Source organism: Actinospineispora eucalypti, from assembly GCF_039543365.1.
In the GTDB taxonomy this organism is placed as follows: Bacteria; Actinomycetota; Actinomycetes; order Mycobacteriales; family Pseudonocardiaceae; genus Pseudonocardia; species Pseudonocardia eucalypti.
Map to the genome: position 1 here is coordinate 107,963 of NZ_BAABJP010000020.1, position 24,534 is coordinate 132,496.

Genomic DNA, 24,534 nt, shown 5'->3' on the forward strand with positions numbered 1-24,534 from the left:
GCCCGAGTGATTGTCGTGCTCGCCCCCGGACAGGGCTCCCAGACACCCGGCATGCTCGATCCATGGCTCAACGGCCCGGCCGCCGAGCGGGTCGACGCGCGCGCCAGCGTGGCCCGCTGGTCCGAGGCGACCGGCCTGGACATCGCCCGCCTCGGCACCACGGCGACGGCCGACGAGATCAAGGACACCGCGGTCACCCAGCCACTCATCGTGGCCGCCGCGCTGCTCGCCTACCAGCACCTCACCGCCGACGCGGAGCTTCCCGAGGGCACGCTCACCGCCGGCCACTCGGTGGGTGAGCTGGCCGCCGCCGCCATCGCGGGCTCGCTCACCCCGGACGCCGCCGTGGAGCTGGCCGCCGTGCGCGGCCGGGAGATGGCCGCCGCCTGCCTGTTGGAGCCGACCGGAATGAGCGCGGTGCTCGGCGGCGTCGAGGAGCAGGTGCTGGCCCGGCTGGCCGAGCTGGGCCTGGACCCGGCGAACCGCAACGGTGCCGGCCAGATCGTCGCCGCCGGCCCGCTGGACGCGTTGGAGCGGCTGGCCGAGGAACCGCCGGAACGGGCCAAGGTCCGCGTGCTTGCCGTGGCCGGCGCCTTCCACACCCGGTTCATGGCCCCCGCCGAGGAGGCGCTGCGCGGCTACGCCGACAAGCTGGACTTCGCCGACCCGGTCCGCCCGCTGCTGTCCAACGCCGACGGAGCCGAGGTGACCAGCGGCGCCGACCTGCGCAACCGGCTGGTAGCGCAGGTGACCCTGCCGGTGCGCTGGGACCTGTGCTCGGCCCGGATGCGCGACCTCGGCGTCACCGCAGTGATCGAGCTGGCCCCGGCCGGCACCCTCACCGGCATCGCCAAGCGGGAGCTCAAGGGCACCCCGACCTACCCGTTGAAGAGCCCGGACGCCGTACCGGCGGCCGCCGACGTGATCACTGGAGGTGCCGCGTGAGCCGCGCGATCCGCCTCGCCCAGGCCGTGCCGGGCGCCCGCGTCCTCGGCTGGGGCAGCTCCCAGCCGGACAAGATCGTCACCAACGACGACCTGGCCCAGCGGGTGGACACCAGCGACGAGTGGATCCGCGACCGGGTCGGCATCCAGAGCCGGCGCATCGCCGAGCCGGAGACGCTGCTGGTGGAGATCGCCGCCGACGCCGGTTCCAAGGCGATCGCCGACGCCGGGCTCTCCCCCACCGACGTGGACACGGTCATCGTGGCCAGCTGCACCATGCCCAACCCGATCCCCAACGCGGCCGCCCAGGTGGCCACCCGGATCGGGGTACAGGCACCGGGAGCGTTCGACCTGAACGCGGCCTGCGCCGGCTTCAGCTACGGCGTCGGCGCCGCCGCCGACCTGATCAGGGCCGGCTCGGCCAAGCACGTGCTGGTGATCGGCGCGGAGAAGCTGTCCGACTGGCTGGACTGGGACGACCGGTCCACCTGCATCATCTTCGCCGACGGAGCCGGCGCGGCCGTGCTGGGCCCGGCCGGCACCCCGGACGAGGTCGGCGTCGGCCCCCTCACCTGGGGCAGCGACGGCGAGGCGCACGAGGCGATCCGGATCGAGCCGGAGAGCAACTCGATCCGCCAGGAGGGCCAGCAGGTGTTCCGCTGGGCCACCACCAAGATCGCACCGGTGGCGCTGCGGGCCATCGAGCTGGCCGGGCTGACCCCGGCCGACATCGACGTGTTCGTCCCGCACCAGGCCAACCTGCGCATCATCGAGGCGGTGGCCAAGCGCCTGCACAAGGCCGGCGCGCGGGAGGACATGCGGATCGCCAAGGACATCGTGCACTCCGGCAACACGTCCTCGGCGTCCATCCCGCTGGCCATCGACCACATGCGGGCGGCCGGCGAAATCTCCCGGGGCGACGTGCTGCTGCTCGTCGGCTTCGGGGCCGGGCTCAGCTATGCCGCCCAGGTAGTCGTCACCCCCTGACCCGTAATCCGTCAGTTCTTGAGTACAACCAATCGAAAGGGAACCCACGTGAGCAACGAAGACATCCTCCCCGGCCTGGCCGAGATCGTCGAAGAGATCGCCGGTATCGACGCGGCCGAGGTCACCCCGGAGAAGTCCTTCGTCGACGACCTGGACATCGACTCGCTGTCCATGGTGGAGATCGCGGTGCAGGCCGAGGACAAGTTCGGCGTGAAGATCCCGGACGACCAGCTGGCCGAGCTGAAGACCGTCAGCGATGCGGTGAACTACATCGCCGCCAACAAATGACTCAGGTCGTCGTCACTGGGCTCGGGGCCACCACCCCGCTCGGCGGGGACGTCGACTCCACCTGGTCGGGCCTTCTGGCCGGCAAGTCCGGGGTGTCTCGGATCGAGCACGAGTGGGTGGACCGGTTCGAGCTGCCGGTGAAGATCGCCGCGCAGCTGGCCGTCGAGCCCACCGAGGTGCTGAAGCGGGTCGAGGCGCGGCGGCTGGACCGTTGCGAGCAGGTCGCCATCATCGCGGCGCGTGAGGCGTGGCAGCACGCCGGCGCGCCCGAGGTGGATCCGATCCGGCTGGCGGTCATCGTCGGCACTGGAATCGGCGGGGCGGTCACCCTGCTCTCCCAGGACGACATCCTGGAGACCCAGGGGGTGCGCAAGGTCGCGCCGCTGACCATTCCGATGCTCATGCCGAACGGCCCGGCCGCGCACGTCGGCCTGGAGTTCAAGGCCCAGGGCGGCGTGCACGCCCCGGTGTCCGCCTGCGCCTCCGGCGCCGAGGCGTTGGCCTGGGGCTGGCGCATGCTGAAGGCCAACGAGGTGGACGTGGTCATCGCGGGCGGCGCCGAGGCGTGCATCTGCGGTATCCCGCTGGCCGGGTTCTCCCAGATGCGGGCCATGTGCACCAGCCACAACGACAACCCCGAGGGCGCGTCACGGCCGTTCGACGCCGGCCGCGACGGGTTCGTGCTGGGCGAGGGCGCCGGCATCATGGTGCTGGAGCGGGAGGAGTACGCGGCCGCCCGGGGCGCCACCGTGCACGGCCGGCTGGCCGGCATCGGCACCTCGTCCGACGCGTACCACATCACCGCCCCGGAGCCGGAGGGCATCGGTCAGGCGCGGGCCATGAAGGCCGCGCTGCGCTCCGCCGGGCTGGACCCGGCGGACATCGGCCACGTGAACTGCCACGCCACCTCGACCCCGGTCGGGGACGTCGGTGAGGCCGCTTCGGTGCGCCGGGCGATCGGCGACCACCCGGTGCTCACCGCGCCCAAGTCCACCCTGGGTCACCTGCTCGGTGCGGCCGGCGCGGTGGAGGGCATCGCCACCGTGCTGTCCATCCGGGACGGCGTGATCCCGCCCACCGCCAACCTGGAGAACCTCGACCCGGGCGTGCAGCTGGACGTCGTGTCCGGGGAGGCCAGGAAGATCGAGCTCACCGCCGCGCTGAACGACTCGTTCGGCTTCGGCGGGCACAACGTCGCGCTGGCCTTCACCGCCGCGTGATCTGACCTCCGGGCGGGCGCCACAGCTATCTGTGGTGCTCGCCCCGGGGGGCCGCGTTCAGCACGAGCCTCGCAGGACGCCGCTGGTCTTGACCATGTCGACCAGTGGTGGGCTGCCGACCAACGGGATGGACGAGCGCCAGCAGATGCGCGGCACCTTCAGGTCGTCCGGCCCGTCCTCGGCGTCCTGCGTGCTCACGTAGGAGACCAGCGCGACCAGCCGGCCGGGTCCGGCCTCGTCGATCCGGCTGATCCGGATCGTGCCGTCGGTGGTGCTCGCGTAGCCCTGCAACCAGGTGGCCTCGGGCCGCTGGTTGGCCACCGCCGGCGTCACCGTCGCCACCCAGCTCCGGTAGTCCTTGTCGTTGATCGCGCTGAAGTAGCGGTTGAGCGCGTCCTGAACGGCCGGCCCGGCCGGGTGCACCCACGCGTCCGCGCTGACTTCCACCTCGGTCGGGCCCGCGCCCTGCGCCGGCCGCTCCCGCGCCACCCCGAGCGGTACCGAGCGCATCTGCGCGAGCCGTAGCCCGGCCACCGCCAGCAGTCCGAGCAGCACTACCACCAACACCACGGCGAAGGTCACCACCCAACGCCGCTCTCCCGCTCTGGCCACGGAGGGAAGCTTTACACACCCGCCCGCCGCCGCCCGTACCGGTCCCTACCAGCGGTCCACCGTCGTCCCCACCCAGTCGGGTGACCACGCCCAAGATCGACATCAAAGATCACTGCTTCAGCGATATTCCAGGCATGATCGCCAGCCGTGGCGGTAGAGCCGCGACGCATTGAGGTTGATCGCTGTCCGCGGCGGTTCGCCGCGCAACCAACTGTGACGCCGCACCGCCCGCGGGGCGTGCGACGTGCCGGTTCCTGTGCGACGCCGCGGCGGCAGACCGGCTCAGCCGACCTGGTGGAGGACGGTGACGGGGGCGCCGTCGCCGGCGCGGCGGAAGGGTTCCAGGTCCTCGTCCCAGGCGGTGCCGAGCAGCTCGTGCATCCGGCCGCGCACCTGTCCGCGCGCGGACATCACCGACCGCAGCTGGTCCTCACCGACCACGATGTCACCGTTCGCGCTGGTCCGGCCGCGCCACAGGCCCAGGTTCGGCACGTGGGTGAAGCGCTGGCCGTCGACGCCCTCGCTGGGCTCTTCGGTCACCTCGAAGCGCAGCACCGGCCAGGCCCGCAGGGCACCGGCAATCGCGCCGGAGCCGCCGGCCGGCCCCCGCCACGAGCACTCGGCGCGCAGGGTCCCCGGCGCCGCCGGCTGGGGTGTCCAGCGCAGCGACACCTGGGTTCCGAGCACGCCGGATATCGCCCACTCGACATGCGGACATACCGCAGCTGGCGACGAGTGGACGTAGATCACTCCACGTGTACTCACTGCAGACCTCCGCTGTCGAATGAGGCAACGTCTTCCCCAACGTCCTCATGATCAACAGTCTTGGCCAACAGTCGCGGTGGCAGTCTGCCCGACCGCATGGCGGGGCGCCAGCCGCAACACGCGGGTCGGGCGTGTTGTTCTTCACGCGCGGCTCCGGAGGCGGCCGCGCCGGCCCGATCACCCCAGAATGCGGAGCCGCCAGGCGGCCAGTACATCATCCGCCACGCCCCGCGCGCGCAGCCAACCCGCCGCGCCGCCCGGCGTGTCGTCCAGCATGTCCAGCACCCCGGTGATCGCCTCCGCCGGCACGCCGAGCAGGCGCTGGTAGCGCGTCGCGTCGGCCACGACGTTGTTCGGCCGGGCCAGGATGGCCGGCAGCTCGGGCTCGGTGAGCAGGTAGTCGGCGGTGATCGCCTCGCGGCTCACCCCGACGGCGCGCAGCAGCACCGCGACCACCACCCCGGTGCGGTCCTTGCCGGCCGCGCAGTGCACCAGTGCCGCGCCCTCGGCCGCCGCGACCAGCTCGGTGATGGTGGCCAGCTTGGTCTCGCTGCGCTCCAGGAAGTGGAGATAGGCGGTGGCCAGGTCCGGCACCTGATCCCAGTCGATGACCGGTTCACCGCCCGCCTCCGGGGTCACGGCCCGGTCCAGCAGCGGCAGCGCGTGCACCAGGGTGCCCGGCGCGGTCAGCGGGTGCGCCAGGCCGCCCAGCTCGTCGCCGCCCCGCAGGTCCAGCACCAGCGCGGGCGGCCAGCCGGCCAGCTCGGGGAGCCGGTCCCCGGCCAGCGGCGCGGCGCTGCGCAGCAGCACACCCGGACGGGTGGTTCCGCCGGTATCTGTGGTCAGGCCCCCGACGTCGCGCAGGTTGGGCAGCACATCGGGCGGAATGGTGTGCAACGCTTCGGCCGTCATGACTCCAGTGAGCCATGCATCGGTGACAAGGGAAAGTCGAGCCGGTAATCAGGAGACGAATACCACCGCGTGGCGGCGCTGTGACCGGTTCCCTAAATGATTTTCGGAGCAAAGATGCCCGAGACGTACGTGTTGATCCCCGGCGCCTGGCACGGCGACTGGGCGTGGCGGCCGGTGGCGAACCGCCTGCGCACGGCCGGCCACCGGGCCGTCACGCTCACCCTGCCGGGCCTGCGGGACGGCGAGGACCCGCGCGGCCGGCGGCTGGCCGGCGCGGTGGCGCACGTGGTGGACGAGGTGCGCGGCCGGGACCTGACGGACGTGACCCTGGTGGCGCACTGCTGGGGCGGCATCCCGATGGCCGGCGCCGCGCACCGGCTGCTCGGCCGGCTGCGCCGCCTGGTCTTCTGGAGCGCGGTGGTACCGGCCGAGGGCGGGTCGTTCCTGGACGAAGCCACCCCGGCCGGCCGGTCGACCTGCGAGCAGCTGGCCGAGGCCTCCGGGACCGACTCGGTGGCCATGCCGTTCGAGCTGTGGCGCCGGGACTACATCCAGGACGCGTCGGAGGACGTGCAGCGGTTGGTGCACTCGCTGCTCGTGCCACAACCCATGGGCTACCTCTCCGACGGGCTAGACTTACCGCCGGTAACCTCGCTCGGCCTGCCCACCAGCTACCTGCACGCGGCCGACGACCGGATGTTCCCGCGCGGCGAGCTGCCCCGGTTCGCCGCCCGGCTGGGCGTGCCGCCCGTCGAGGTTCCGGGCAGTCACGAAGCCAGCCTCACCCGGCCGGCGGAGGTGGCCGCCGCGATCCTGAAGACCGCGGGGAAGCCCGCGTAGCCGCCGAGCAAGGGAGCCGGAGATGCCCGTGGTGAACCTGGAGTTCGCGATCGCCGAGGAACACCGCGAGCTCGCGGCGGTCGCCCGGGCATTCCTGGCCGAGCACAAGGCCCTGGCCGCCGCGCGGTCTCTGCTGGACGCGCCGGAGGAACAGCCACCCGGCTTCTGGCCCGCGCTGCGCGGGCTGGGCTGGCCCGGCCTGCACCTGCCCGAGGAGTACGGCGGCGAGGGCTTCGGGCTGCCCGAGCTGGCCGTGGTGCTGGCCGAGCTGGGCCGGGTGGTGGCGCCGGGGCCGTTCCTGCCCACCGCGCTGGCCGGCGCGGTGCTGGCCGAGGCCGCGCCGGACGAGCTGCGCGCGGCGCTGCTGCCCGGCCTGGCCGGTGGCGAGCGCACCGCGGCGGTCGGGCTGGCCGACCCGGACCCGGAGCGCGGGTGGCTGGTGCTCGGCGCCGGCCTGGCCGACTTGCTGCTGCTGCCGGAAGGCCCGGACCTGCTGGTGGTGCCCCGGGAGGCAGCAAAGGTCACGCCGGTGGCCGGGCTGGACCCGACCCGCCGGGTGGCCGAGGTGGTCCTGGCCGGCGAACCGTCCGGCCGGGTAGCAGGCGGGCGGGCGGTGGCCCTGCGGCTGGCCCGGACGCTGTTCGCCGCCGAGGCGGCCGGCATCGGGCACGCCTGCGTCGCGGCGTCGGTGGAGTACGCCGGTCAGCGCGAGCAGTTCGGCCGCACCATCGGGCACTTCCAGGCGGTCAAACACCACTGCGCGGACATGCTGGTGGACGCCGAGTTGGCCGTGGCGGCGGCCTGGGACGCCGCGCGCGCCGGCACCGGCGAGGAGGCCGAGCTGGCCGCCGCCGTGGCCGCGGCGCGCGCGTTGCCCGGAGCGGTGCGCGCGGCCGAGATGAACATCCAGCTGCACGGCGGCATCGGGTTCACCTGGGAGCACGACGCGCACCTCTACCTGCGCCGGGCCCAGGCGCTGCACACCGTGCTGGAGACCGCCGCGCCGGCCGAGGACGACGTGCTCCGGCTGGTCGCCGCCGGGGTGCGCCGCCGCGCCTCGCTGGACCTGCCGGCCGAGGCGGAGCGGTACCGCACGGAAGCCAGGGAGGTGGCCACCCGGGTGCGGGAGCTGCCCCGGGACCAGCGGCGGGCCGAGCTGGTGTCCACCGGCTACCTGGTGCCGCACTGGCCGCCGCCGTGGGGGCGGGACGCCGGCGCGGTGGAACAGCTGGTGATCGAGGAGGAGTTCGCCGGGGTGAAGGTGCCCGGGCTGGGCATCACCGGCTGGGTGGCCCTGACCATCCTCCAGCACGGCACCGCCGAGCAGGCGGAGCGCTGGATCGCCGACGCCCTGACCGGCCGCACCATCTGGTGCCAGCTGTTCTCCGAGCCGGGCGCCGGCTCGGACGCGGCCGCGATCTCCACCCGTGGGGTGCGGGACGAGGGAGGCTGGCGGGTCAGCGGGCAGAAGGTGTGGACGTCGGGCGCACAGTTCAGCCAGTGGGGCTTCGCCACCGTGCGCACCGACTCGTCCGGCCCGAAGCACTCCGGCATCACCATGATGGCCATCGACCTGTCCGCCCCCGGCGTGCAGGTGCGGCCACTGCGCGAGCTGACCGGCGCCTCGCTGTTCAACGAGGTGTTCTTCGACGACGTGTTCGTGCCGGACGCCGACGTGGTCGGCGAGGTCGGGCAGGGCTGGACGGTCGCCCGGGCCACCCTGGGGAACGAGCGGGTGTCCCTGGGCGGCGGCACCGGCCTGGTCGGGTTCACCGCCATCGACCTGGTGGAGCCGGTACTCGCCCACCCCCGCCGGGCCCGCTTCGAACCCGAGCTGGCCGAGCTGCTCGCCGAGGACCAGGCGCGCCGGCTGCTGGGCGTGCGGCAGGCGGCGCGGGCGGTCACCGGGGCCGGCCCCGGCCCGGAGGGGAACCTGGCCAAGCTGCTCTCCGCCGAGCACGACCAGCGGATCACCGACCTCGCCCGTCGGCTGGCCGGCACCGAGGCGCTGCTCGGCCGGGCGCACCGGGAGCTCTACGCATACCTCTTCGCCCGCTGCCTGACCATCGCCGGCGGCACCGCGGAGATTGTCCGCAACCAGGTGGCGGAACGCCTCCTCGGCCTACCCAGGGACCCCCTACAGAAATAACTCAGTGCGCTCGCTTCGGCCGCACCAGAATTTTGCCGATATCGGTACGCCGTGCATCGGCGGCGGGTAGCGTACATCCACGCAGGCAGATCCGAACACCGCCCAAGTGAGGTCGAGAAGGCCATGCCATCGTTCAGGAACGGCATGATACCGATCTGCGCAGCCATCGCCGCCATGGCTATGGTCTTACCGAGCCCCCATTTAGTTGCCCAAGCAAGTGATCTCTCGTTGAGGCAAATCGCATCGAGCAACGCACCTGAGCGGGTTGCGGGTTATACGCCGCACGCGCTGACGCAAATGCGCGACCGGAACATCAGCAAATCTGATGTCGAGCTGACGGTCGCTCTCCACTATCGAACGGCATTTCTCAACAGACAGGGAACCTGGCAATACACTGATCGAGGGAACCCGAATGGCATTATCGCTTGCCTGAATGACGACGGCTATGTCGTTACAGTATTCATGCGAAATAGCTGAGAGGTATCGCATGCAAGGACCCGAGTATCCGCAGGTGAGGAGCCACGACAAGCAGAACAACGTGGCCTACATCGCCTTCAAAGAGATACCACCAGGTGGAGCGGTGGATACCAGACCCATATTTGACGACGCGGGCGGCGCACTTCTTGTGATTGATCTCTCGGCCACGGGAGAACTGCTCGGCATCGAACTTCTCGACGCGGCGCGCCAACTACCCGAGATCTATCGAGACCTTAATCACTAAGTCGCTGACGGCGCCGAATCGAACGGAGCAGAGATGAAGACCGGTCTATTGCTGTTGGCTGCGGCCGCATTTTCCGCGCCGACTGCGGATGGCGCGGCTACGCGGATCGCGCCCGGCGCACCCAAGGATTTTCCGTGCGGCCGGTTCGTCGAGGCCGGCATCCCCACCCAAATCGGCTGGAGCAACTGCGGGTACCGACCTATCACGCTGCACATCGACTACTTGGTAGCACCAGACAGAAACACCTGCCTCGAGCCACAACAGACACAAATTTACGGCTCCTACATCGGCGGAGATTTCGACTACGGTGGGGTCAACAACATCAAGGACGTCACCCTCGTGAAAGAAGGCTGCTAAGACCAGCCGGCTGTCAGTTTGTCCGCGCCCCATCCGCCGACGGTGCGCCGATCGGCGGGCGATCCGACCTAAGCGATCGTAAATACCGGGCCTACCACGTTGCCGAGCGCTCCGCGAACCCCGACGGTGGAACGGCGACGACGTATGTCTGGGGAGGGCTCAATGACGCGCACGGTAGACGCCGGATCGACCGGCGAGCGAAAAGTTGTCAAGAACGTGTTCAAAGGCTCGATCGGTAATCTGATCGAGTGGTACGACTGGTACGCCTACGCGGCGTTCACGCCATACTTCGCGGCCACCTTCTTCCCGAAGAGCGATCCAGTAACGCAGTTCATGCAGAGCGCCGCTATCTTCGCGGTCGGCTTCCTGATGCGACCACTGGGTGGCTGGTTGCTCGGTCACTTCGCGGACCGCTACGGGCGACGCTCGGCGCTAACCCTCTCGGTCACGCTCATGGCCGCCGGCTCGCTGCTGATTGCGCTCTCCCCCGGATACGCGACCATCGGGGTGTGGGCACCCCTGCTGCTCCTCACCGCCCGGCTGGTACAGGGCCTGTCGGTTGGTGGCGAGTACGCGACCTCGGCGACTTACCTGTCCGAAGTGGCAACACCGGGCAGGCGCGGGTTCTACTCCAGCTTCCAGTACGTGACCCTGGTCGCGGGCCAATTGCTCGCGCTAGGACTACAGATCGTCCTTCAGCAGCTCATCACCGATGATCAGCTGAAGAGTTGGGGCTGGCGCATCGCGTTCGCGATCGGCGCCCTCGGCGCGGTCGTCGCCATGTACCTGCGGCGCAGCATGGAGGAGTCGGAAAGCTTCCTGGCCGAGAAGCAGCAGGCCGGCGGGCGCAAGCCCGGCGGGGGTCTGCGTGTGCTGCTTCAGCACCCGAGAGCCTGCCTGACCGTGGTCGGTCTGACCCTAGGCGGCACGATTTCTTTCTACACCTTCACCACCTACCTGCAGAAATACATGATCGCCGTGCCGAAGATCGAGACGAAGACCGTCACCCTGATCAACTTCGCCGCTTTGCTGATCTTCGTCGTCCTGCAGCCACTGGCCGGCAAGCTGTCCGACAGGATCGGCCGTCGTCCGCTGCTGACCTTCTTCGGTGTGGGCGCCACGCTGTGCACGGTGCCGCTGATGACCTTGCTCGGCAGCGCGCACAACCCGGTGGTGGCGTTTCTGATCATGATGGCCGGACTGGTCATCGTGACCGGGTACACCTCGATCAACGCGATCGTGAAGGCCGAGCTGTTCCCCACCCACATCCGGGCGCTGGGGGTCGGCCTGCCCTACGCCCTCACGGTGGCAATCTTCGGTGGCACGGCGGAACTGCTGGCGCTGTGGTTGCTGAAAATCGGCCATGGGGAGATCTACTTCTACTACGTTGCCGGATGTGCTCTGATCTCGTTGATCGTTTACCGGTTCATGCGGGAGACTTCCCAGGACTCGCCGCTGGACGATGGCCCGCCGCGGCGGGAGCAGGACTCGGAGGCCGTTCGCACTTAGGGATGAGGTACCACGTGCGGGTACTGCTCGTCGAAGATGACGATGGCGTTGCCGGCGCGCTGGTCGACGCGCTCGGCGCCCAGGGACACCGGCCCATCCGGTGCCACCTGGGCGCCGACGCGTTGGTCGCGCATCGGGACGCCGATCTCGTACTGCTCGACCTCGGCCTGCCCGACATGGACGGGCTCGAGGTGCTGCGAAAGCTGCGCAAGGTCAGCTCCGTGCCGGTGCTGGTCCTCACGGCCCGGGGGGACGAACGGTCCGTGGTGCGCGGCCTGCGCTCCGGCGCGGACGACTACCTGATAAAACCGGTCCGGCTGCGCGAGCTGCTGGCCCGGGTGGAGGCGGTCACCCGCCGGGCCGCCGCGCAGACCAGCGAGCCGAAGCGGGTGGTCGAGGTGGGCGACATCGCGGTGGACCTGGAGGCCCGGCTGGTCCGGGTGGCCGACCAGCCCGTCCCCCTGACCACCAAGGAGTTCGACGTGCTCGCCGTGCTGGCCCGGGGGGCCGGCGTCGCGGTGAGCCGGCAACAGATCATGGACGAGGTGTGGGGCGACGCCTACCTCGCGGTTTCCCGATCCCTGGACGTGCACATGACAACCCTGCGGGCCAAGCTGGACCGCCCGGAGATGCTGCGCACCATCCGGGGCTTCGGCTACCGCCTCGGCTGAGCGGGCGGCGGGCCAGCCATGCGCCGCCGGTTGATCCTGGCGCTGCTCACCTTCGCCGCTGTCGCGGTGGCCGCGTTCGCCTGGCCGCTGCTGGCCAGCGCCGCCGCCGAACGAACCCAGCGGCTGGTCATCGACCGCACGGCCGCGCTAAACCGGTTCGCCGCGCTCGCCGCGCAGGCCACCGCCGGCGGTGACGCGTCCGCGCTGGAGAAGGAGGCGACGGCGTACGCGGAGCTGTACGGCGAGGGGGTGCTGGTCACCGACCAGCGCCGCCTGCCCCTGGTCGCGGCCGGCGGGCTCACCCTGGACGACCCGAAGGTGAAGCGCCTGATCGACGGGGCGCTGCGCAACGAGAGTGGCCGCTACATCCCCCGGCTGACCCCGTGGTCCGACGACGAGGAGCTGCTGGCCCGGCCGATCGGCACGGACACCCGCATCGCCGGGGTGGTCGCGCTGCGCGTCTCGGTGGCCAGGGCGGCGTCGGACGTGGCGGCCGCGTGGGCGCTGATCGTGCTCGGCGCGCTGATGGCGGGCACCGGGTTCGTACTGCTCGCGCTGCTGCTGGCCCGCTGGGTGCTGCGCCCGCTGGCCAAGCTGGAGGTGGGGGTGCGCGCCATGGCCGCCGGCGAACGGGGCACGCACGTGCAGCGCGGTGGCGGGCCGCCCGAGCTGCGCGAGCTGACCGAGTCGTTCAACCAGATGTCCGACGCGGTGGCCGCTGCCGCCGAGCGGGAGCGCCAGCTGGTCGCCGACGCCTCCCACCAGCTGCGCAACCCGATGGCCGCGCTGCGGCTGCGGGTGGACTCGCTGGCCCCAAACGTGGCGGACAGCGCCCAGGCCGGCTACCAGTCGCTGGCCGGCGAGGTGGAGCGGCTGGAGACCCTGTTGGACGGCCTGCTCGCGCTGGCCTCGGCCGACCGGCTCGGCGCGGCGGACTGGGCCAGCGCGGCGGACGCGCTGGCCGAGGACGACCCGGACGAGGCCCAACCGGCCTGGTGCTGGCCGGAGACGGTGGCGCTGTCCCAGCTGACCGCGTGGGAACCCGCCGCCGAGCGGGCCGGGGTGCGGCTCACCCACGCGTTGCCCGAGGACCTGGAGCCGGTGGGCTGCCCGGAGTCCGAGCTGGCCCAGGTGCTGGACGTGCTGCTGGACAACGCCATCCGGTACGCCGGCGAGGGAGCCACGGTGACCGTGACCGCCACCCGCGACCACCGCACGATCCGGCTCAACGTGGCCGACGACGGCCCCGGCATGTCCGAGGCAGACATGCGCAAGGCCACCCAGCGGTTCTGGCGGGCCGCCCGCAACGACGACGGCCGGGGCACCGGCCTGGGGCTGGCGATCGCCGAGCGCCTGGTCACCATGCGCACCGGCACGCTGCGGTTCACCTCGAACCACCCGCGCGGACTGATGGTCCGGGTGACCCTGCCCGTGGTCGACCCGGAGCGGTTGCCGTGCTGACCCGCCGCGCGCTGCTGACCGCGATGGGCACCGGGGCCCTCGGCTGGGCCGCCGGCTGCGGGACCGGCGGCGCCCGCGAGCTGACCGTCGCCGCCGGCGAGCCCGGCGGTTTCTACCTGGAGTTCGCCCAGCTGCTGGCCCGGGAGATCCCGGCCAGGGAGTCCAGCCTGCGGGTGCGCGCGCTGGCCACCGAGGGCAGCCGGGACAACCTGCGGCTGCTCAGCGAGGGGCGGGCCGACCTGGCGCTGACCCTGGTGGACAGTGCGCAGGTGGCGAACGGCCACCCGGACCGCCGGTCCGCCGTGCGCGCCGTCGGCCGGGTCTACGAGAACTACCTGCAGCTGGTGGTGCTCGAGCAGAGCCCGATCCACACGGTGGCCGACCTGGCCGGGCGGACCGTCTCGGCCGGCGCGGCCGGCTCCGGCGCCGAGCTGACCGCGCGGCGGGTGATGCAGGTCGCCGGACTGCACACCGAGCCGGGCGGACAGCCGGTCACGGTGCGGAACCACCCGTTCGTCGCCGCCATCGCCGCCCTGGAAGCCGGCCAGATCGACGCGCTGTTCTGGTCGGGTGGCGTGCCGACGCCGGCACTGGCCGCGCTGGCCAAGCGGCGGCGCATCCGGCTGCTGCCGATGAACGAGCTGCTGCCGGCGCTGCGCCGTGCGTACAACACGGCCTACGAGCTGGTCTCGGTGCCGGCGGACAGCTACGACGCCGGCGGCGAGGTGGTCACCGTGGGGGTGGCCAACCTGGTGGTGTGCCGGCCCGAACTGGACGCGGAGATCGTCGACGTGGTCACCCGCACGCTGGTCACCCACGCCGCCCGCCTGGTACCCGAGCAGGCCCTCGGCACCCAGTTCCTGGACCCGCGCAGCCTGATCGTCACCAGCGGCATCCCCCTGCACCCCGGCGCCATGGCCGCCTACCGCTCCCTGCACGGCTGAAGTTCCAATTCGTGCGATGCCGGTTCTCAAGATTTGCTTGGATGGCCGCAGCTCGGGTTTCACGCCGATACGGAGCGGCCGTTGCGTTGGTCGTGGGCCACGGAGTCACGGGCCGTGCCCGGACTCGGCCTCCGCCCCGCGGTCCGCGCAACCAGAGTGACCAATGGTCCGGCCCTCCTGGCCATTCCATGATCAGCATGACATGGTGGACGCGTCGGCCCGTCCGGAGCAGCCCTGGTGTCATGCTGACCATGTATTCGATGATCATCAGGCAGCCCCACGGCGCCGGCGCCGGAAACGAACGCACGAGGCGGCACCCAAGTTGCGGCAGAGCCCCCACGCCGCTCTTCGAACGCCCGGACGAACGCGAGGGCCGCTCGAGGCCGGCCGAGAACCCCGGCCTCGGCCGTCCGAGCAATCCTTGGAACCGGCGCCGCACCCAACCGGAGCGTCGGCGCGACCCCGCCGACCCGTGTGGAACGATCAGCCGGTGTCCGAAGCCCCGGTCGAGCAAACCCCGTCAGCGCGCAAGTCCGGCCGGTTCTGGCCCTCGGTGGGCGGCTGGCTGGGTCGGCTGTTGCTCGCGCTGGTGCTGGCCACGCTGATCTCCGCGTTCCTGGCCCGGATGTACATGATCCCGTCCGGCTCGATGGAGGCCACGCTGCACGGCTGCACCGGCTGCCTGAACGACCGGGTGCTGGTGGACAAGCTGACCTACCGGTTCCGCGATCCCCACCCGGGTGAGGTGCTGGTGTTCCAGATGCCGGACAGCTGGGAGGAGTCCCGGCTGGAGCCCGCCCCGCCGGACAACCTGCTCGCCCGGGGCAGCCACGACCTGGCCGCGCTGTTCGGCCTGGTCCCGCCGTACCGCTCCGAGCTGGTGAAACGGGTGATCGCGACGGGCGGCCAGACGGTGTCCTGCTGCGACGCGCGGAACCGGTTGCTGGTCGACGGCCGGCCGCTGGACGAGCCGTACCTGCACTTCCCGTCGGACGGCCCCGACGGCGCGCCCGAGCAGCAGGCCCCGTTCGGGCCGGTCAAGGTGCCGGCGGGCGCGCTGTGGATGATGGGCGACAACCGGAACAACTCGCTGGACTCGCGGGCGCCGGGGCACGGCCCGGTGCCCCTGGAGAGCGTGATCGGCAAGGCTCGACTGATCACCATCCCGCTGAACCGGCTGAGCTGGATCGACGACCACAACCCCCAGCGGTAGCTCAGCCGAGGTCGAGCAGGACCTGCCGGCGCCGGTCCAGGGGCAGCTCGGGGGCGACCGGAGACCAGAACCCCGGGTCCGGCGAGGTCCGTGCCTCCACCCGCTTCCCTGCCAGGTCGTCGAACTCCAGCCGCCAGGCGTGCAGGCAGGTTCGCGGCGCCGCCGGGCCGTCGTCGTCCGGAAATAACGGGTCACCGGCGATCGGGTGGCCGATCCAGGCCAGGTGCACCCGGATCTGGTGCCGCCGTCCGGTGTGCGGGCGCAGCACCAGCAGGCTGTGCCGTTCGCCCTGCCAGGCCAGGGTGAACGCGGTGGACGACGGGAACGCGCGGGGCCGCACCGAGGCCGCCGGCACGGTCCACCGGGCGGCGGCCGGATCGAAGACGATCTCCTCCCGGGGCGCGGCGATGCGGACCCGGTTCTTCCGGCCGACGCCCAGCGGCAGCTCGATCTCACCGGCCGCCGGCAGCCCGGTGGACCGGGTGATCGCCAGGTACGTCTTCTCCACCGTGCGCATGGTGAACTGCCTGGTCAACGGGCCGTGCGCGGCCGTGCTCTTGGCCAGCAGCACCACCCCGGAGGTGACCTTGTCGATCCGGTGCACCGGGATGAGCTGCTCCCCCGCCGCCGCGGCGATGCGCACCAGGTCGGTGTCGTGGCGTTCGCCCGCCACGGACACCCCGGCGGGCTTGTCCAGTACGAGGTAGTCGTCGGTCTCGGCGAGCACCCGGTCCCGCCGTACCGCGCCCCAGTCGGAGATCACATCCGGTCGGGTGTCTCGATGCCGAGCAGGCGCAGGCCCTCGGCCAGCGTCGCCCCGGTCAGCCGGCACAGCTCCACCCGGTTCGCCCGCAGCTGCTCGGTCTCGGCGGTCAGCACCGGGCACGCCTCGTAGAACTCGGTGAACGCCTTGGCCAGCGAGAACAGGTAGCCGCACAGCCGGTGCGGCTCCAGGGTGTCGGCCACCTCGGTCAACGTGCCGGCGAACTGGTCGTTGAGCAGGATCAGTCCGCGCTCGGCCGGGTGCAGCGGCGCGTCCACGTCCAGCTCGGTTCGCGCGTCCTCCGGCAGCTTGCGCAGGATGGACCGGATCCGGGTGTGCGCGTACTGCAGGTAGACGCCGGTGTTGCCGTTGAAGGAGACCATCCGGTCCGGGTCGAAGCTGTAGTCCTTGGTGCGCGAGGTGGCCAGGTCGGCGTACTTGACCGCGCCGATGCCGGCCTGCCGGGCCACCACGTCCAGCTCCTGGGGCTCGAGCGTGTGCGGCTTGGTCTCGATCTCCGCGCGGGCCCGCGCGACCGCCTCGTCCAGCAGCTCGACCAGCCGCACCGTGCCGCCGGCCCGGGTCTTGAACGGCTTGCCGTCCGGGCCGAGCACGTTGCCGAACGCGATGTGCACGGCTTCCACGTCGTCGGTCAGCCAGCCCAGCCGGCGGGCGGTGTCGAACACCATCCGGAAGTGCAGCGCCTGCGGGGCACCCACCACGTAGATCAGCCGGTTCATCTTGAGGTCGCGGATCCGGTAGCGGATGGCGGCCAGGTCGGTGGTGGCGTAGCCGTAGCCGCCGTCGCTCTTGCGCACGATCAGCGGCACCGGGTTGCCGTCCGCGCCGGTGACGCCGTCGAAGAACACGCACAGCGCGCCGTCGGAGATCTGCCCGACGCCCGACGCCTCCACCTCGGCGGCGACCTCGTCCAGGTACCGGTTGTAGGTGGACTCGCCGGCGGAGTGCTGCGCGTTCAGCGAGACGCCCAGGTAGTCGTAGATGACCTGGAAGGCCTTCTCCGACTCGCGGACCAGCTCCCGCCACACCGCCAGCGTGGCCTCGTCGCCGGACTGCAGGGTGACCACCCGGCGGCGCGCCCGGTCGGCGAACTCCGGGTCGGCGTCGAACTTCGCCCTGGCCTGCCGGTAGAGCCCGTCGAGCGCGGAAACCGTGCCGGCGTCGCCCTCGGCCAGGTCCTGTGCGCGCCACTTGGCGTCCGGGTGCTCGTCGATGAACTGGATCAGCATGCCGAACTGGGTGCCCCAGTCGCCCAGGTGGTTCTGCCGGAGCACCTCGGCGCCCAGGTACTCGAGCAGCCGGGCCAGCGCGTCCCCGATGATCGTGGTGCGCAGGTGCCCGACGTGCATCTCCTTGGCGATGTTCGGCGAGGAGTACTCCACCACCGTGCGCCGGCCCAGCTGCGGGGTGCCCACGCCCAGCCGGTCGTCGGCCAGCCGCGCCGCCACCTGCCGCCACACCGCCCGGTCGGTGACGCTCAGGTTCAGGAAGCCGGGGCCGGAAACCTCCACGGCCAGGCCGGCGGCCGGGTCCTCGCGCAGCGCGCCGGCGATCGCATCGGCCAGGTCACGGGGCTTGCGGCCGGCCTTCTTGGCCAGCGACATCGCGGCGTTGGCCTGGTAGTCGGCGTGCTCGGATCGGCGGATCAACGGGTCCGCCTCGGCAAGCTCGGCCGGCAGCGCGGCGCGCATGGCCGCCGACACCGCCCCCCGGGTCAGCTCCGCCAAAGAGCACACGTCGTCAGCCACGCACTTGCCTCCAGAATTGGTCGAGCGGTTCCCACACGCGTCGACACCGTATTGGCGGTCTACATGAACGCCCCATTCATGCTAGCCGCGCCGCCGATCGCCCGGCACGCAGCTCCGGGCTCAGCTGGCGTACGCACCTACACTCCCCCTGTGGAGATCCTCAGCAGCCGGGTCCTGCTGCGGCCGGTCGACCCGGAACGCAGCCGCGCCTTCTACCGCGACCAGCTCGGCCTGGCGATCTACCGGGAGTTCGGCACCGGCCCGGAACGCGGCACGGTGTTCTTCCTGGGGAACGGCCTGCTCGAGGTGTCCGGCCGGGCGGCGGGGCCCGCCGGCGAGACGGTCGAGCTGTGGATGCAGGTGCGGGATCTGGCGGAAACCCACCGCACGCTGCGCGAACGGGACGTGAAGATCCTGCGCGAGCCGAAACGCGAGCCGTGGGGCCTGGACGAGATGTGGATCGCCGACCCGGACGGCATCCGGATCGCGGTGGTCGAGGTACCGCCGGACCACCCGCTGCGCAGCCGGACGGGCACCGACTGACCCGAGAACCAACTCGCGCGACCGGCAGTTGAAATCGATTTCCGGGGTGATGCTTACACCCTTTCTGAGCCATACTGAGTCATGACTCAGCGGGTGGGGCCGGTCAAAGTCGCGTTCGCCAGCTTCGTCGGCACCACCGTCGAGTGGTACGACTACTTCATCTTCGGCACCGCCGCGGTGCTGGTGCTGAACAAGCAGTTCTTCCCGACGCTCAGCCCGACCGCCGGCATGCTGGCCTCGTTCGCCACGTTCTCCGTGGCGTTCATCGCCCGGCCCCTGGGCAGCGTGGTGTTCGGCCACTTCGGGGACCGGGTCAGCCGCAAGCGGATGCTGGTGTTCTCGCTGCTCGGCATGGGTGTGGCCACCGTGCTCGTGGGGCTGTTGCCCACCTACGCCCAGGTGGGCATCGCCGCCCCGGTGGCGCTGGTCGCGCTGCGGTTCGTGCAGGGGTTCGCGGTCGGCGGGGAGTGGGGCGGCGCGGCCCTGATGGCCCTGGAGCACGCGCCGGACCGCAAGCGGGCGTTCTTCGCCAGCTGGGCGCAGGCCGGTGTGCCGGCCGGGCTGGTGCTGGCCACCGGCGGGTTCTATCTGGCGCAGCGGTTGCCCGAGGAGCAGTTCCAGGCCTGGGGATGGCGGGTGCCGTTCCTCGCCTCGGCGGCCCTGATCGCGGTGGGCCTGTACATCCGGGTGCGGATCACCGAGTCACCCGAGTTCGAGCGGATGCGCGCGCGGCGGCCGGCGGAACCGACGGTCCCGCTGCTGGAGGTGCTGCGCCGCCGGCCGGGCGCGGTACTGATCGGCGCGCTGTCCATCGCCGGCGGCAACACGGTGTTCTACCTGGCCACGGTGTACCTGCTGGCCTACGGGCCGAAGGATCTCGGCATCGCGCGCGGCCCGATCCTGCTCTGCATCATGGTGGCGGCCGCGGTGGACGTGGTGAGCATGCCGCTGATCGCCGTGCTGGCCGACCGCATCGGCCGCAAGCGCCTGCTGCAGTGGGGCGCGGTGGCCGGGATCGTGGTCGGGGTGCCCATCTTCGCCGCGTTCCGCACCGGCACGACACCGGGCATCCTGCTGGCCGCCGTGCTCGCCCTGCCCGTGGCGCACGCGCTGTCCAGCGCGGTGATCACCAGTTTCATCCCCGGGCTGTTCGAGACCGAGATTCGCTACACCGGGGCCGGGCTGGCCTACCAGCTCAGCGGGATCATCGCGTCCGCGCCCGCGCCGTTCGTGGCCACCTACCTGTACGCCGCGACCGGGAGCGGCCTCGCCGTCGGCGGGTACCTCTCGGCGGTGTCCCTGGTCGCGCTGCTGGCCATCTCGTTCGCCCCGGACACCGCGCGGGACCGCGCGGTCACTTCGGAGGAGGACCGACCACTCCCCGCCCGATGAGCGCGGATACCCCTTGATCGTCGATGCCGAGCGCGGCGAGCACCTCCTCGGTGTGCTCGCCGAGCACCGGTGCCCGGGCCACCGGCGCGCGCGGCCCGGCGCCGAGCGCCAGCGGGATCCCCGGCGCCATGTGCCGGCCGACCCCGGGCTGGTCGATCACCTGGATCATCGGGTTGCTGGCGATCAGGTCGTCGGCCACCAGCTCGGCGAACGTGTTGTAGGTGGACCACAGCAGCGAGGTGCCGGCCAGCGCGGCCTGCACCTGCGGGAGGTCGTGCTTGGCGAACCAGCGGGACAGCAGTCCGGCCAGCACCTCGCGGTACTCGAACCGGTCGTCCTCGGTGCTGAAGTCGGCACCCAGGCTCTGCTCCAGCGCGCCGACCACTTCGCGCTGACCGGTGGCCTCCAGCAGGTCGGACCAGTGCCGCTTGGTGAGCGCGCAGACCATCACCCGGCCACCGTCCCGGGTGGCGAAGTCCCGGGCGAACCCGCCGTACAGGTAGTTGCCCAGCCGCTTGCGCACCACCCGGTTCACCTGTGCCTCGGCCAGGAAGCCCAGGTTCCCGGCCATGGCCAGCGCGACGTCGTAGAGCGCGACGCTCATCCGCTGGCCCTCGCCGGTGAGCCGGCGCCGCCGGTCGGCCGAGAGGATGCCCAGGGTGGCGTACAGCCCGCAGGCGATGTCCCAGGCGGGCAGCACGTGGTTCACCGGGTCGGCGTGCCCCTCCGGCCCGGTGACCATCGGGAAGCCCACGGCGGCGTTCACCGTGTAGTCCACCGCCGGGGTACCGTCGTGGTGCCCCTCGATCTGCACGTGGATCAGGTCCGGGCGGTGCTTGCGCAGCTCGGCGTACTCCAGCCAGCGTCGGCCGACCGCGTTGGTGAGCACGATCCCGCCCTCCGGCCCGGAGTCGGTGACCAGCCGGGTGACCAGTTCCTGGCCCTCCGCCGAGCGCAGGTCCACCGAGATCGACTTCTTGCCCTTGTTCAGGCCGGCCCAGTAGAGGCTGGTGCCGGAGGGGGCGAGCGGCCAGCGCCCGTGGTCCGGCGCGCCGCCCAGCGGGTCCACCCGGATCACCTCGGCGCCCAGCTGGGCCAGCGTCATACCGCCGAGCGGCGCGGCCACGAACGAGGACACCTCGAGCACTCGCATACCGGCCAGCGGCAACGCTACGTCGTCGGGAGTCATGCCCCGATCATGGCGCGACGCACGCACTCAGCGGCTACGCGACACGGCCCCAGCCCGCGGCGGCCCTGCCAAACCGACCGAATCGGCCTGCTGAACCGACTGAACCAGCGTGCTGAACGCACCGAACCGGCGTACCAAAGTGACTGAATCAGTGTGCTGGATGCACTGAATCAGCTGAGGACGGAGCTGCGGAGGTTGGTCCAGAGGAAGGTGGTGGCGTCGAGTGGGCCGGGGGGTTGGCGGAGCACGCGTTTGACCGCGTCGGCGGGGCGGGCGCCGGGATAGTCGTGGCCCATGCCGTTCACCACGGCGAGCAGGATGCTCCGGTCGGAGGCGCAGGACCAGGTGTTCAGCTGCACCGGCGCCTTCTCCGTGCGGGTGGGCGTCGGCAGGCAGCCGTCGGCGGCCAGGAACGGCGCGAGGGTCTGGGAGAGCGCCGGATAGTTGTACTTGGAGACGCTCTTCGGCCCGACCCCGCCGTTGATGGGCACACTTCGGTCCGCGCTGCCGTGTATGGCCACCACGGTCATCGCGGGCGCCGGGTCGCACCTGGCCACCAGTGCGCCCGCCACGGCGCCGATGCCGGCCACGTCGTCCGGATGCGCGCAGGCCCACGCGTAGGCCATCATCGCGCCGTTGGACATGCCGACGGCGTACACGCGGCGCGGGTCCACCCCGTCCGTGGCCACCAGCTGCTCGGTGAGCCGGTGCAGGAACTCCACGTCGTCGACGTTGCGGGCGTGCGGCGAGCCGCAGCAGGAGCCGGCGTTCCAGAACCGCCCGTAGCCGTTCGGGTAGACCACCTCGAACCCGTCCCGGTCGGCCAGCGCATCCCAGCCGAACGAGGCCTTGGTGTGCTCGGCCGTGCCGTAGGCGCCGTGCATGACCACGACCAGCGGCGCATTGCGCGGCAGGTTGGCCGGCCGGTGCACCAGGGCGGTGCGGGGGCCGGAGGCGGTGGAGAGGGTGACGGTGCGGTTCACCTGGATGGTGGGTGCCTTGGCCGGCGGAGCGGGCTCTTCGGCGGCGCAGCTCACCGATGCGGCAGCGAGCAGGGCCACCGCCGCAAACCAGCGGACCGCCGCCATTCGCATGAGTGGATTGATACCAGGCCAGCGGCCCGATCGGCGCGGTTTTTGTGCTAGCGCGTTGCTAATTGTGACCGGAGGCCGCGCGGCGGCCCCCGGTTCGGCGCGAAGACTCATCGCGGCATCCGCCGCCAGACCGCCCGGGGCAGCGTGCGCAGCGCGGCGAACAGCGGCCGCAGCACCCACGGGACCCAGACCTCGCCCCGCCCGGCCCGGAGCGCGCGGACAGTCGCCCCGGCCACCTGGTCGGGGGTGCTGGAGAAGGGCGCCGCGCTCATCCCCTCGGTCATCCGGCCCACCACGAACCCGGGCCGCACCAGCAGCAGCCGCACCCCGGAGCCGTGCAGCGCATCGGCCAGGCCGTTGGCGAAGCCGTCCAGCCCGGCCTTGGCCGAGCCGTAGACATAGTTGGCCCGCCGCACGCGCACCCCGGCCACCGAGGAGAACACCACGATCCTTCCGCTGCCCTGCCCACGGAGCAGCCCGGCCAGCTCGGTGAGCACGCCCACATGGGCGGTGTAGTCGGTATGTACAACGGCCAAAGCATGCTCGGCGTCACGCTCCGCGCGCGCCTGATCCCCGAGCACCCCGAAGGCCAGCACGACCACGTCCAGCCGGCCGAGGAGACCGACCGCCTTCTCCAGCGCCGAACGGTGGCCGGCAAGGTCGTCCGCGTCGAACTCCAGCCGGTGCACGGCGTGCGCCCCGGCCGCGCGCAGCGCCGCCTCCTGCTCGTCCAGCCGGTCCGCCCCGCGGGCGGCCAGCACCACCGTGGACGCCCCGCCGGCGACCAGCCGCCGGGCCACGGCGAGGCCGATCTCACTGCGGCCGCCGAGCAGCAGCACGTTGCCCCAGTCGTCCGGGGACGGCGCGCGCTCGGTCATCCCTTGAGCTTGGCAGGTTGCGATCACCCGGACACGTTCGGGGGTAGAGATATAACAATCACCGGCCGGGTGTCGCGCGCTCCCCTGTTCCGCGCGCGGCACCCGGCCGGCTCAGGACGTCTCTTCCGAGACGTCCAGTTCGAGGGGGAACGGCGGCCGGCCCTGTCCGTCGATCCGGTAGCGGCCCCATACGTCCTGGTCGGCCAGCGCGCCCCGGCCCTCGCCGACCGGGGTGCGCAGCAGCACCTCGGTGCGTTTGCCGGCCACCAGCTCGTCCAGCTGCTCGTTCGCGGAAAGCCGCCCGTACCAGTGGTAGTGGCCGTCGATCGGCTGGAACACCCCGCGCAGCATCACCGAGACCGGCACGCTCACGTCCTCGATCAGCACGACGGCGGCACCGGTGTAACCCTCCTCGTGCTCTGCGTCCTCGCTCGCACCGGGCTGCCGCCGATCGTCCACATCCTCGCTCACAGGCCACCCCCCAGCGGTGCGCCGAACCGCTTCGCCACCCGGGCGCCGAGAGCGGCCACCCGCTGGTAGGACGGCCCGAGCAGCCGGGGCACCGCGTCGAACACGTAGGCGTCGGGGCCGATCAGGATCCGGGAGCGGTTGCGCTCGACGCCGCGCAGGATGGTCTTGGCCGCGTCCTCCGGGGTGGTCCGGGCGATCCGGGCGAAGTCGGTGGCGCGCTGGTCGGCGGTGCTGTCGTCGGCCGAGCGGGCGTCGCGCGCGATGTTGGTGCGGATGCCGCCGGGGTGCACGCAGCTGACCCCCACCGGCCGCTTCTCGATGAGCATCTCCTGGCGCAGTGCCTCGGTGAACCCGCGCACCGCGAACTTGGTGGCGTTGTAGGCGCTCTGCGTCGGCACCCCGACCAGGCCGAACACGCTGGAGATGTTCACCAGGTGCCCGTCGCCGGAGGCGATCAGGTGCGGCAGGAACGCCTTGGTGCCGTGCACCACGCCCCAGAAGTTGATCCCGACGATCCAGTCGAAGTCCTCGTAGGACAGGTCCTCGACGGTGGCCATCACGGCCACCCCGGCGTTGTTCACCACCAGGTTGACCCGGCCGAACTCGGTGGCCACCGCCTCGGCGTGCGCGGTGACCGCGGCCCGGTCGGCCACGTCCAGCCGGTAGGAGCGCGCCTCGGCGCCGAGCTTCTCGCAGTGCGCGGCGGTGTCCGCGACCGCGATCTCGTCGATGTCCGACACCGCCAGCTTGGCGCCCCGGGCGGCCAGTTCGATGGCCAGCGCGCGCCCGATTCCCGAGCCCGCGCCGGTGATCACCGCGACCCGGTCGGCGAAGTTCTTCAC

Annotated in this window: 26 protein-coding genes; 16 read left to right on the forward strand and 10 right to left on the reverse strand. The window is 71.7% G+C overall.

Going from position 1 to position 24,534, the window contains the following annotated elements; all coding sequences use genetic code 11:
- Positions 1 to 6 precede the first annotated feature (6 nt).
- Genes ABEB12_RS21110 through ABEB12_RS21125 form a run of 4 tightly spaced genes read left to right on the forward strand, consistent with a single transcriptional unit; the run spans position 7 to position 3,439 of the window.
- Complete coding sequence (locus ABEB12_RS21110) at positions 7 to 945, forward strand: acyltransferase domain-containing protein (protein WP_185060379.1); 939 nt, start codon at positions 7 to 9, stop codon at positions 943 to 945.
- The gene (locus ABEB12_RS21115; RefSeq protein ID WP_345702999.1) at positions 942 to 1,931 is read left to right on the forward strand and encodes a beta-ketoacyl-ACP synthase III; all 990 of its coding nucleotides are present in this window, start codon (positions 942 to 944) and stop codon (positions 1,929 to 1,931) included. The genes ABEB12_RS21110 and ABEB12_RS21115 overlap by 4 nt, the downstream gene beginning before the upstream one ends.
- A 48-nt stretch (positions 1,932 to 1,979) precedes the next feature.
- Positions 1,980 to 2,219, forward strand: coding sequence for an acyl carrier protein (locus tag ABEB12_RS21120; protein ID WP_185060378.1), 240 nt, complete (start codon positions 1,980 to 1,982; stop codon positions 2,217 to 2,219).
- Positions 2,216 to 3,439, forward strand: coding sequence for a beta-ketoacyl-ACP synthase II (locus ABEB12_RS21125; protein WP_185060377.1), 1,224 nt, complete (start codon positions 2,216 to 2,218; stop codon positions 3,437 to 3,439). Before ABEB12_RS21120 ends, ABEB12_RS21125 begins: the two co-directional genes overlap by 4 nt.
- A 57-nt stretch (positions 3,440 to 3,496) precedes the next feature.
- Here ABEB12_RS21125 and ABEB12_RS21130 read toward each other — a convergent pair whose 3' ends face one another.
- The 3 genes from ABEB12_RS21130 to ABEB12_RS21140 all read right to left on the reverse strand — a co-directional run bounded on the left by ABEB12_RS21130 (position 3,497) and on the right by ABEB12_RS21140 (position 5,728).
- Positions 3,497 to 4,051 (reverse strand): hypothetical protein, encoded by a 555-nt coding sequence (locus ABEB12_RS21130; RefSeq protein WP_185060376.1) that lies wholly within the window; start codon positions 4,049 to 4,051, stop codon positions 3,497 to 3,499.
- 282 nt (positions 4,052 to 4,333) lie between these two features.
- Positions 4,334 to 4,816, reverse strand: a complete 483-nt coding sequence (locus ABEB12_RS21135) for a DUF3145 family protein (RefSeq protein ID WP_185060375.1) — start codon at positions 4,814 to 4,816, stop codon at positions 4,334 to 4,336.
- Positions 4,817 to 4,993: 177 nt separating this feature from the next.
- Complete coding sequence (locus tag ABEB12_RS21140; RefSeq protein WP_185060374.1) at positions 4,994 to 5,728, reverse strand: tyrosine-protein phosphatase; 735 nt, start codon at positions 5,726 to 5,728, stop codon at positions 4,994 to 4,996.
- A gap of 114 nt (positions 5,729 to 5,842) precedes the next feature.
- Here ABEB12_RS21140 and ABEB12_RS21145 point away from each other — a divergent pair, with 114 nt between their 5' ends.
- From ABEB12_RS21145 to lepB, 10 genes are all read left to right on the forward strand, one after another.
- On the forward strand, positions 5,843 to 6,568 hold the full coding sequence (locus ABEB12_RS21145; RefSeq protein ID WP_185060373.1) for an alpha/beta fold hydrolase: 726 nt from the start codon (positions 5,843 to 5,845) through the stop codon (positions 6,566 to 6,568).
- 22 nt (positions 6,569 to 6,590) lie between these two features.
- The gene (locus ABEB12_RS21150) at positions 6,591 to 8,717 is read left to right on the forward strand and encodes an acyl-CoA dehydrogenase family protein (RefSeq protein WP_221497655.1); all 2,127 of its coding nucleotides are present in this window, start codon (positions 6,591 to 6,593) and stop codon (positions 8,715 to 8,717) included.
- Positions 8,718 to 8,840: 123 nt separating this feature from the next.
- Positions 8,841 to 9,194 carry a DUF4258 domain-containing protein gene (locus ABEB12_RS21155; RefSeq protein WP_185060372.1) on the forward strand — a complete coding sequence of 118 codons (354 nt, stop codon included), beginning with the start codon at positions 8,841 to 8,843 and terminating at the stop codon, positions 9,192 to 9,194.
- A gap of 34 nt (positions 9,195 to 9,228) precedes the next feature.
- A complete protein-coding gene (locus ABEB12_RS21160; RefSeq protein WP_185060371.1) occupies positions 9,229 to 9,438 on the forward strand; it encodes a DUF2283 domain-containing protein in 210 nt (69 codons plus the stop codon).
- 33 nt (positions 9,439 to 9,471) lie between these two features.
- Positions 9,472 to 9,795 carry a hypothetical protein gene (locus ABEB12_RS21165; protein WP_185060370.1) on the forward strand — a complete coding sequence of 108 codons (324 nt, stop codon included), beginning with the start codon at positions 9,472 to 9,474 and terminating at the stop codon, positions 9,793 to 9,795.
- A 162-nt stretch (positions 9,796 to 9,957) separates the two neighbouring features.
- Positions 9,958 to 11,304 (forward strand): MFS transporter, encoded by a 1,347-nt coding sequence (locus tag ABEB12_RS21170; protein ID WP_185060369.1) that lies wholly within the window; start codon positions 9,958 to 9,960, stop codon positions 11,302 to 11,304.
- A 14-nt stretch (positions 11,305 to 11,318) separates the two neighbouring features.
- On the forward strand, positions 11,319 to 11,975 hold the full coding sequence (locus ABEB12_RS21175; protein WP_185060368.1) for a winged helix-turn-helix domain-containing protein: 657 nt from the start codon (positions 11,319 to 11,321) through the stop codon (positions 11,973 to 11,975).
- An 18-nt stretch (positions 11,976 to 11,993) separates the two neighbouring features.
- The gene (locus tag ABEB12_RS21180) at positions 11,994 to 13,436 is read left to right on the forward strand and encodes an ATP-binding protein (RefSeq protein WP_185060367.1); all 1,443 of its coding nucleotides are present in this window, start codon (positions 11,994 to 11,996) and stop codon (positions 13,434 to 13,436) included.
- Positions 13,430 to 14,380, forward strand: coding sequence for a TAXI family TRAP transporter solute-binding subunit (locus ABEB12_RS21185; protein WP_345703000.1), 951 nt, complete (start codon positions 13,430 to 13,432; stop codon positions 14,378 to 14,380). Before ABEB12_RS21180 ends, ABEB12_RS21185 begins: the two co-directional genes overlap by 7 nt.
- 490 nt (positions 14,381 to 14,870) lie before the next feature.
- On the forward strand, positions 14,871 to 15,593 hold the full coding sequence (gene lepB, locus ABEB12_RS21190; protein ID WP_345703001.1) for a signal peptidase I: 723 nt from the start codon (positions 14,871 to 14,873) through the stop codon (positions 15,591 to 15,593).
- Position 15,594: 1 nt separating this feature from the next.
- On the opposite strand, the gene ABEB12_RS21195 is transcribed toward lepB, so the two are convergent.
- Together ABEB12_RS21195 and argS are read right to left on the reverse strand one after the other, a co-directional pair.
- Positions 15,595 to 16,356, reverse strand: a complete 762-nt coding sequence (locus ABEB12_RS21195) for an RluA family pseudouridine synthase (protein WP_345703002.1) — start codon at positions 16,354 to 16,356, stop codon at positions 15,595 to 15,597.
- Positions 16,353 to 18,125, reverse strand: a complete 1,773-nt coding sequence (gene argS / locus ABEB12_RS21200; protein ID WP_345703003.1) for an arginine--tRNA ligase — start codon at positions 18,123 to 18,125, stop codon at positions 16,353 to 16,355. The genes ABEB12_RS21195 and argS overlap by 4 nt, the downstream gene beginning before the upstream one ends.
- A 150-nt stretch (positions 18,126 to 18,275) precedes the next feature.
- Between argS and ABEB12_RS21205 the strand changes: the two genes are divergently transcribed.
- Complete coding sequence (locus ABEB12_RS21205; protein WP_345703004.1) at positions 18,276 to 18,668, forward strand: VOC family protein; 393 nt, start codon at positions 18,276 to 18,278, stop codon at positions 18,666 to 18,668.
- An 81-nt stretch (positions 18,669 to 18,749) separates the two neighbouring features.
- Complete coding sequence (locus ABEB12_RS21210) at positions 18,750 to 20,060, forward strand: MFS transporter (protein ID WP_185060365.1); 1,311 nt, start codon at positions 18,750 to 18,752, stop codon at positions 20,058 to 20,060.
- Here the strand turns inward: ABEB12_RS21210 and ABEB12_RS21215 are convergent.
- The 5 genes from ABEB12_RS21215 to ABEB12_RS21235 all read right to left on the reverse strand — a co-directional run bounded on the left by ABEB12_RS21215 (position 20,023) and on the right by ABEB12_RS21235 (position 24,534).
- Positions 20,023 to 21,249, reverse strand: coding sequence for a CoA transferase (locus tag ABEB12_RS21215; protein WP_185060364.1), 1,227 nt, complete (start codon positions 21,247 to 21,249; stop codon positions 20,023 to 20,025). The two genes, ABEB12_RS21210 and ABEB12_RS21215, sit on opposite strands and share 38 nt — an antisense overlap.
- Before the next feature lie 170 nt (positions 21,250 to 21,419).
- Entirely contained in the window at positions 21,420 to 22,343 is a 924-nt protein-coding gene (locus ABEB12_RS21220; RefSeq protein WP_185060363.1) for an extracellular catalytic domain type 1 short-chain-length polyhydroxyalkanoate depolymerase, read from the reverse strand.
- Positions 22,344 to 22,450: 107 nt separating this feature from the next.
- Complete coding sequence (locus tag ABEB12_RS21225) at positions 22,451 to 23,221, reverse strand: SDR family NAD(P)-dependent oxidoreductase (RefSeq protein ID WP_185060362.1); 771 nt, start codon at positions 23,219 to 23,221, stop codon at positions 22,451 to 22,453.
- Positions 23,222 to 23,332: 111 nt separating this feature from the next.
- Positions 23,333 to 23,692 carry a DUF4873 domain-containing protein gene (locus ABEB12_RS21230; RefSeq protein WP_345703005.1) on the reverse strand — a complete coding sequence of 120 codons (360 nt, stop codon included), beginning with the start codon at positions 23,690 to 23,692 and terminating at the stop codon, positions 23,333 to 23,335.
- Entirely contained in the window at positions 23,689 to 24,534 is an 846-nt protein-coding gene (locus ABEB12_RS21235; protein ID WP_185060361.1) for an SDR family NAD(P)-dependent oxidoreductase, read from the reverse strand. The genes ABEB12_RS21230 and ABEB12_RS21235 overlap by 4 nt, the downstream gene beginning before the upstream one ends.

Excerpts from the sequence above, each read along its gene's own strand:
- ABEB12_RS21125 (WP_185060377.1), top strand. The coding sequence starts at position 2,216 with ATGACTCAGGTCGTCGTCACTGGGCTCGGGGCCACCACCCCGCTCGGC.
- ABEB12_RS21220 (WP_185060363.1), bottom strand. The coding sequence starts at position 22,343 with ATGCGAATGGCGGCGGTCCGCTGGTTTGCGGCGGTGGCCCTGCTCGCT.
- ABEB12_RS21180 (WP_185060367.1), top strand. The coding sequence starts at position 11,994 with ATGCGCCGCCGGTTGATCCTGGCGCTGCTCACCTTCGCCGCTGTCGCG.
- ABEB12_RS21215 (WP_185060364.1), bottom strand. The coding sequence starts at position 21,249 with ATGACTCCCGACGACGTAGCGTTGCCGCTGGCCGGTATGCGAGTGCTC.
- ABEB12_RS21225 (WP_185060362.1), bottom strand. The coding sequence starts at position 23,221 with ATGACCGAGCGCGCGCCGTCCCCGGACGACTGGGGCAACGTGCTGCTG.
- ABEB12_RS21170 (WP_185060369.1), top strand. The coding sequence starts at position 9,958 with ATGACGCGCACGGTAGACGCCGGATCGACCGGCGAGCGAAAAGTTGTC.
- ABEB12_RS21210 (WP_185060365.1), top strand. The coding sequence starts at position 18,750 with ATGACTCAGCGGGTGGGGCCGGTCAAAGTCGCGTTCGCCAGCTTCGTC.
- ABEB12_RS21145 (WP_185060373.1), top strand. The coding sequence starts at position 5,843 with ATGCCCGAGACGTACGTGTTGATCCCCGGCGCCTGGCACGGCGACTGG.
- ABEB12_RS21150 (WP_221497655.1), top strand. The coding sequence starts at position 6,591 with ATGCCCGTGGTGAACCTGGAGTTCGCGATCGCCGAGGAACACCGCGAG.
- ABEB12_RS21140 (WP_185060374.1), bottom strand. The coding sequence starts at position 5,728 with ATGACGGCCGAAGCGTTGCACACCATTCCGCCCGATGTGCTGCCCAAC.
- ABEB12_RS21165 (WP_185060370.1), top strand. The coding sequence starts at position 9,472 with ATGAAGACCGGTCTATTGCTGTTGGCTGCGGCCGCATTTTCCGCGCCG.
- ABEB12_RS21155 (WP_185060372.1), top strand. The coding sequence starts at position 8,841 with ATGCCATCGTTCAGGAACGGCATGATACCGATCTGCGCAGCCATCGCC.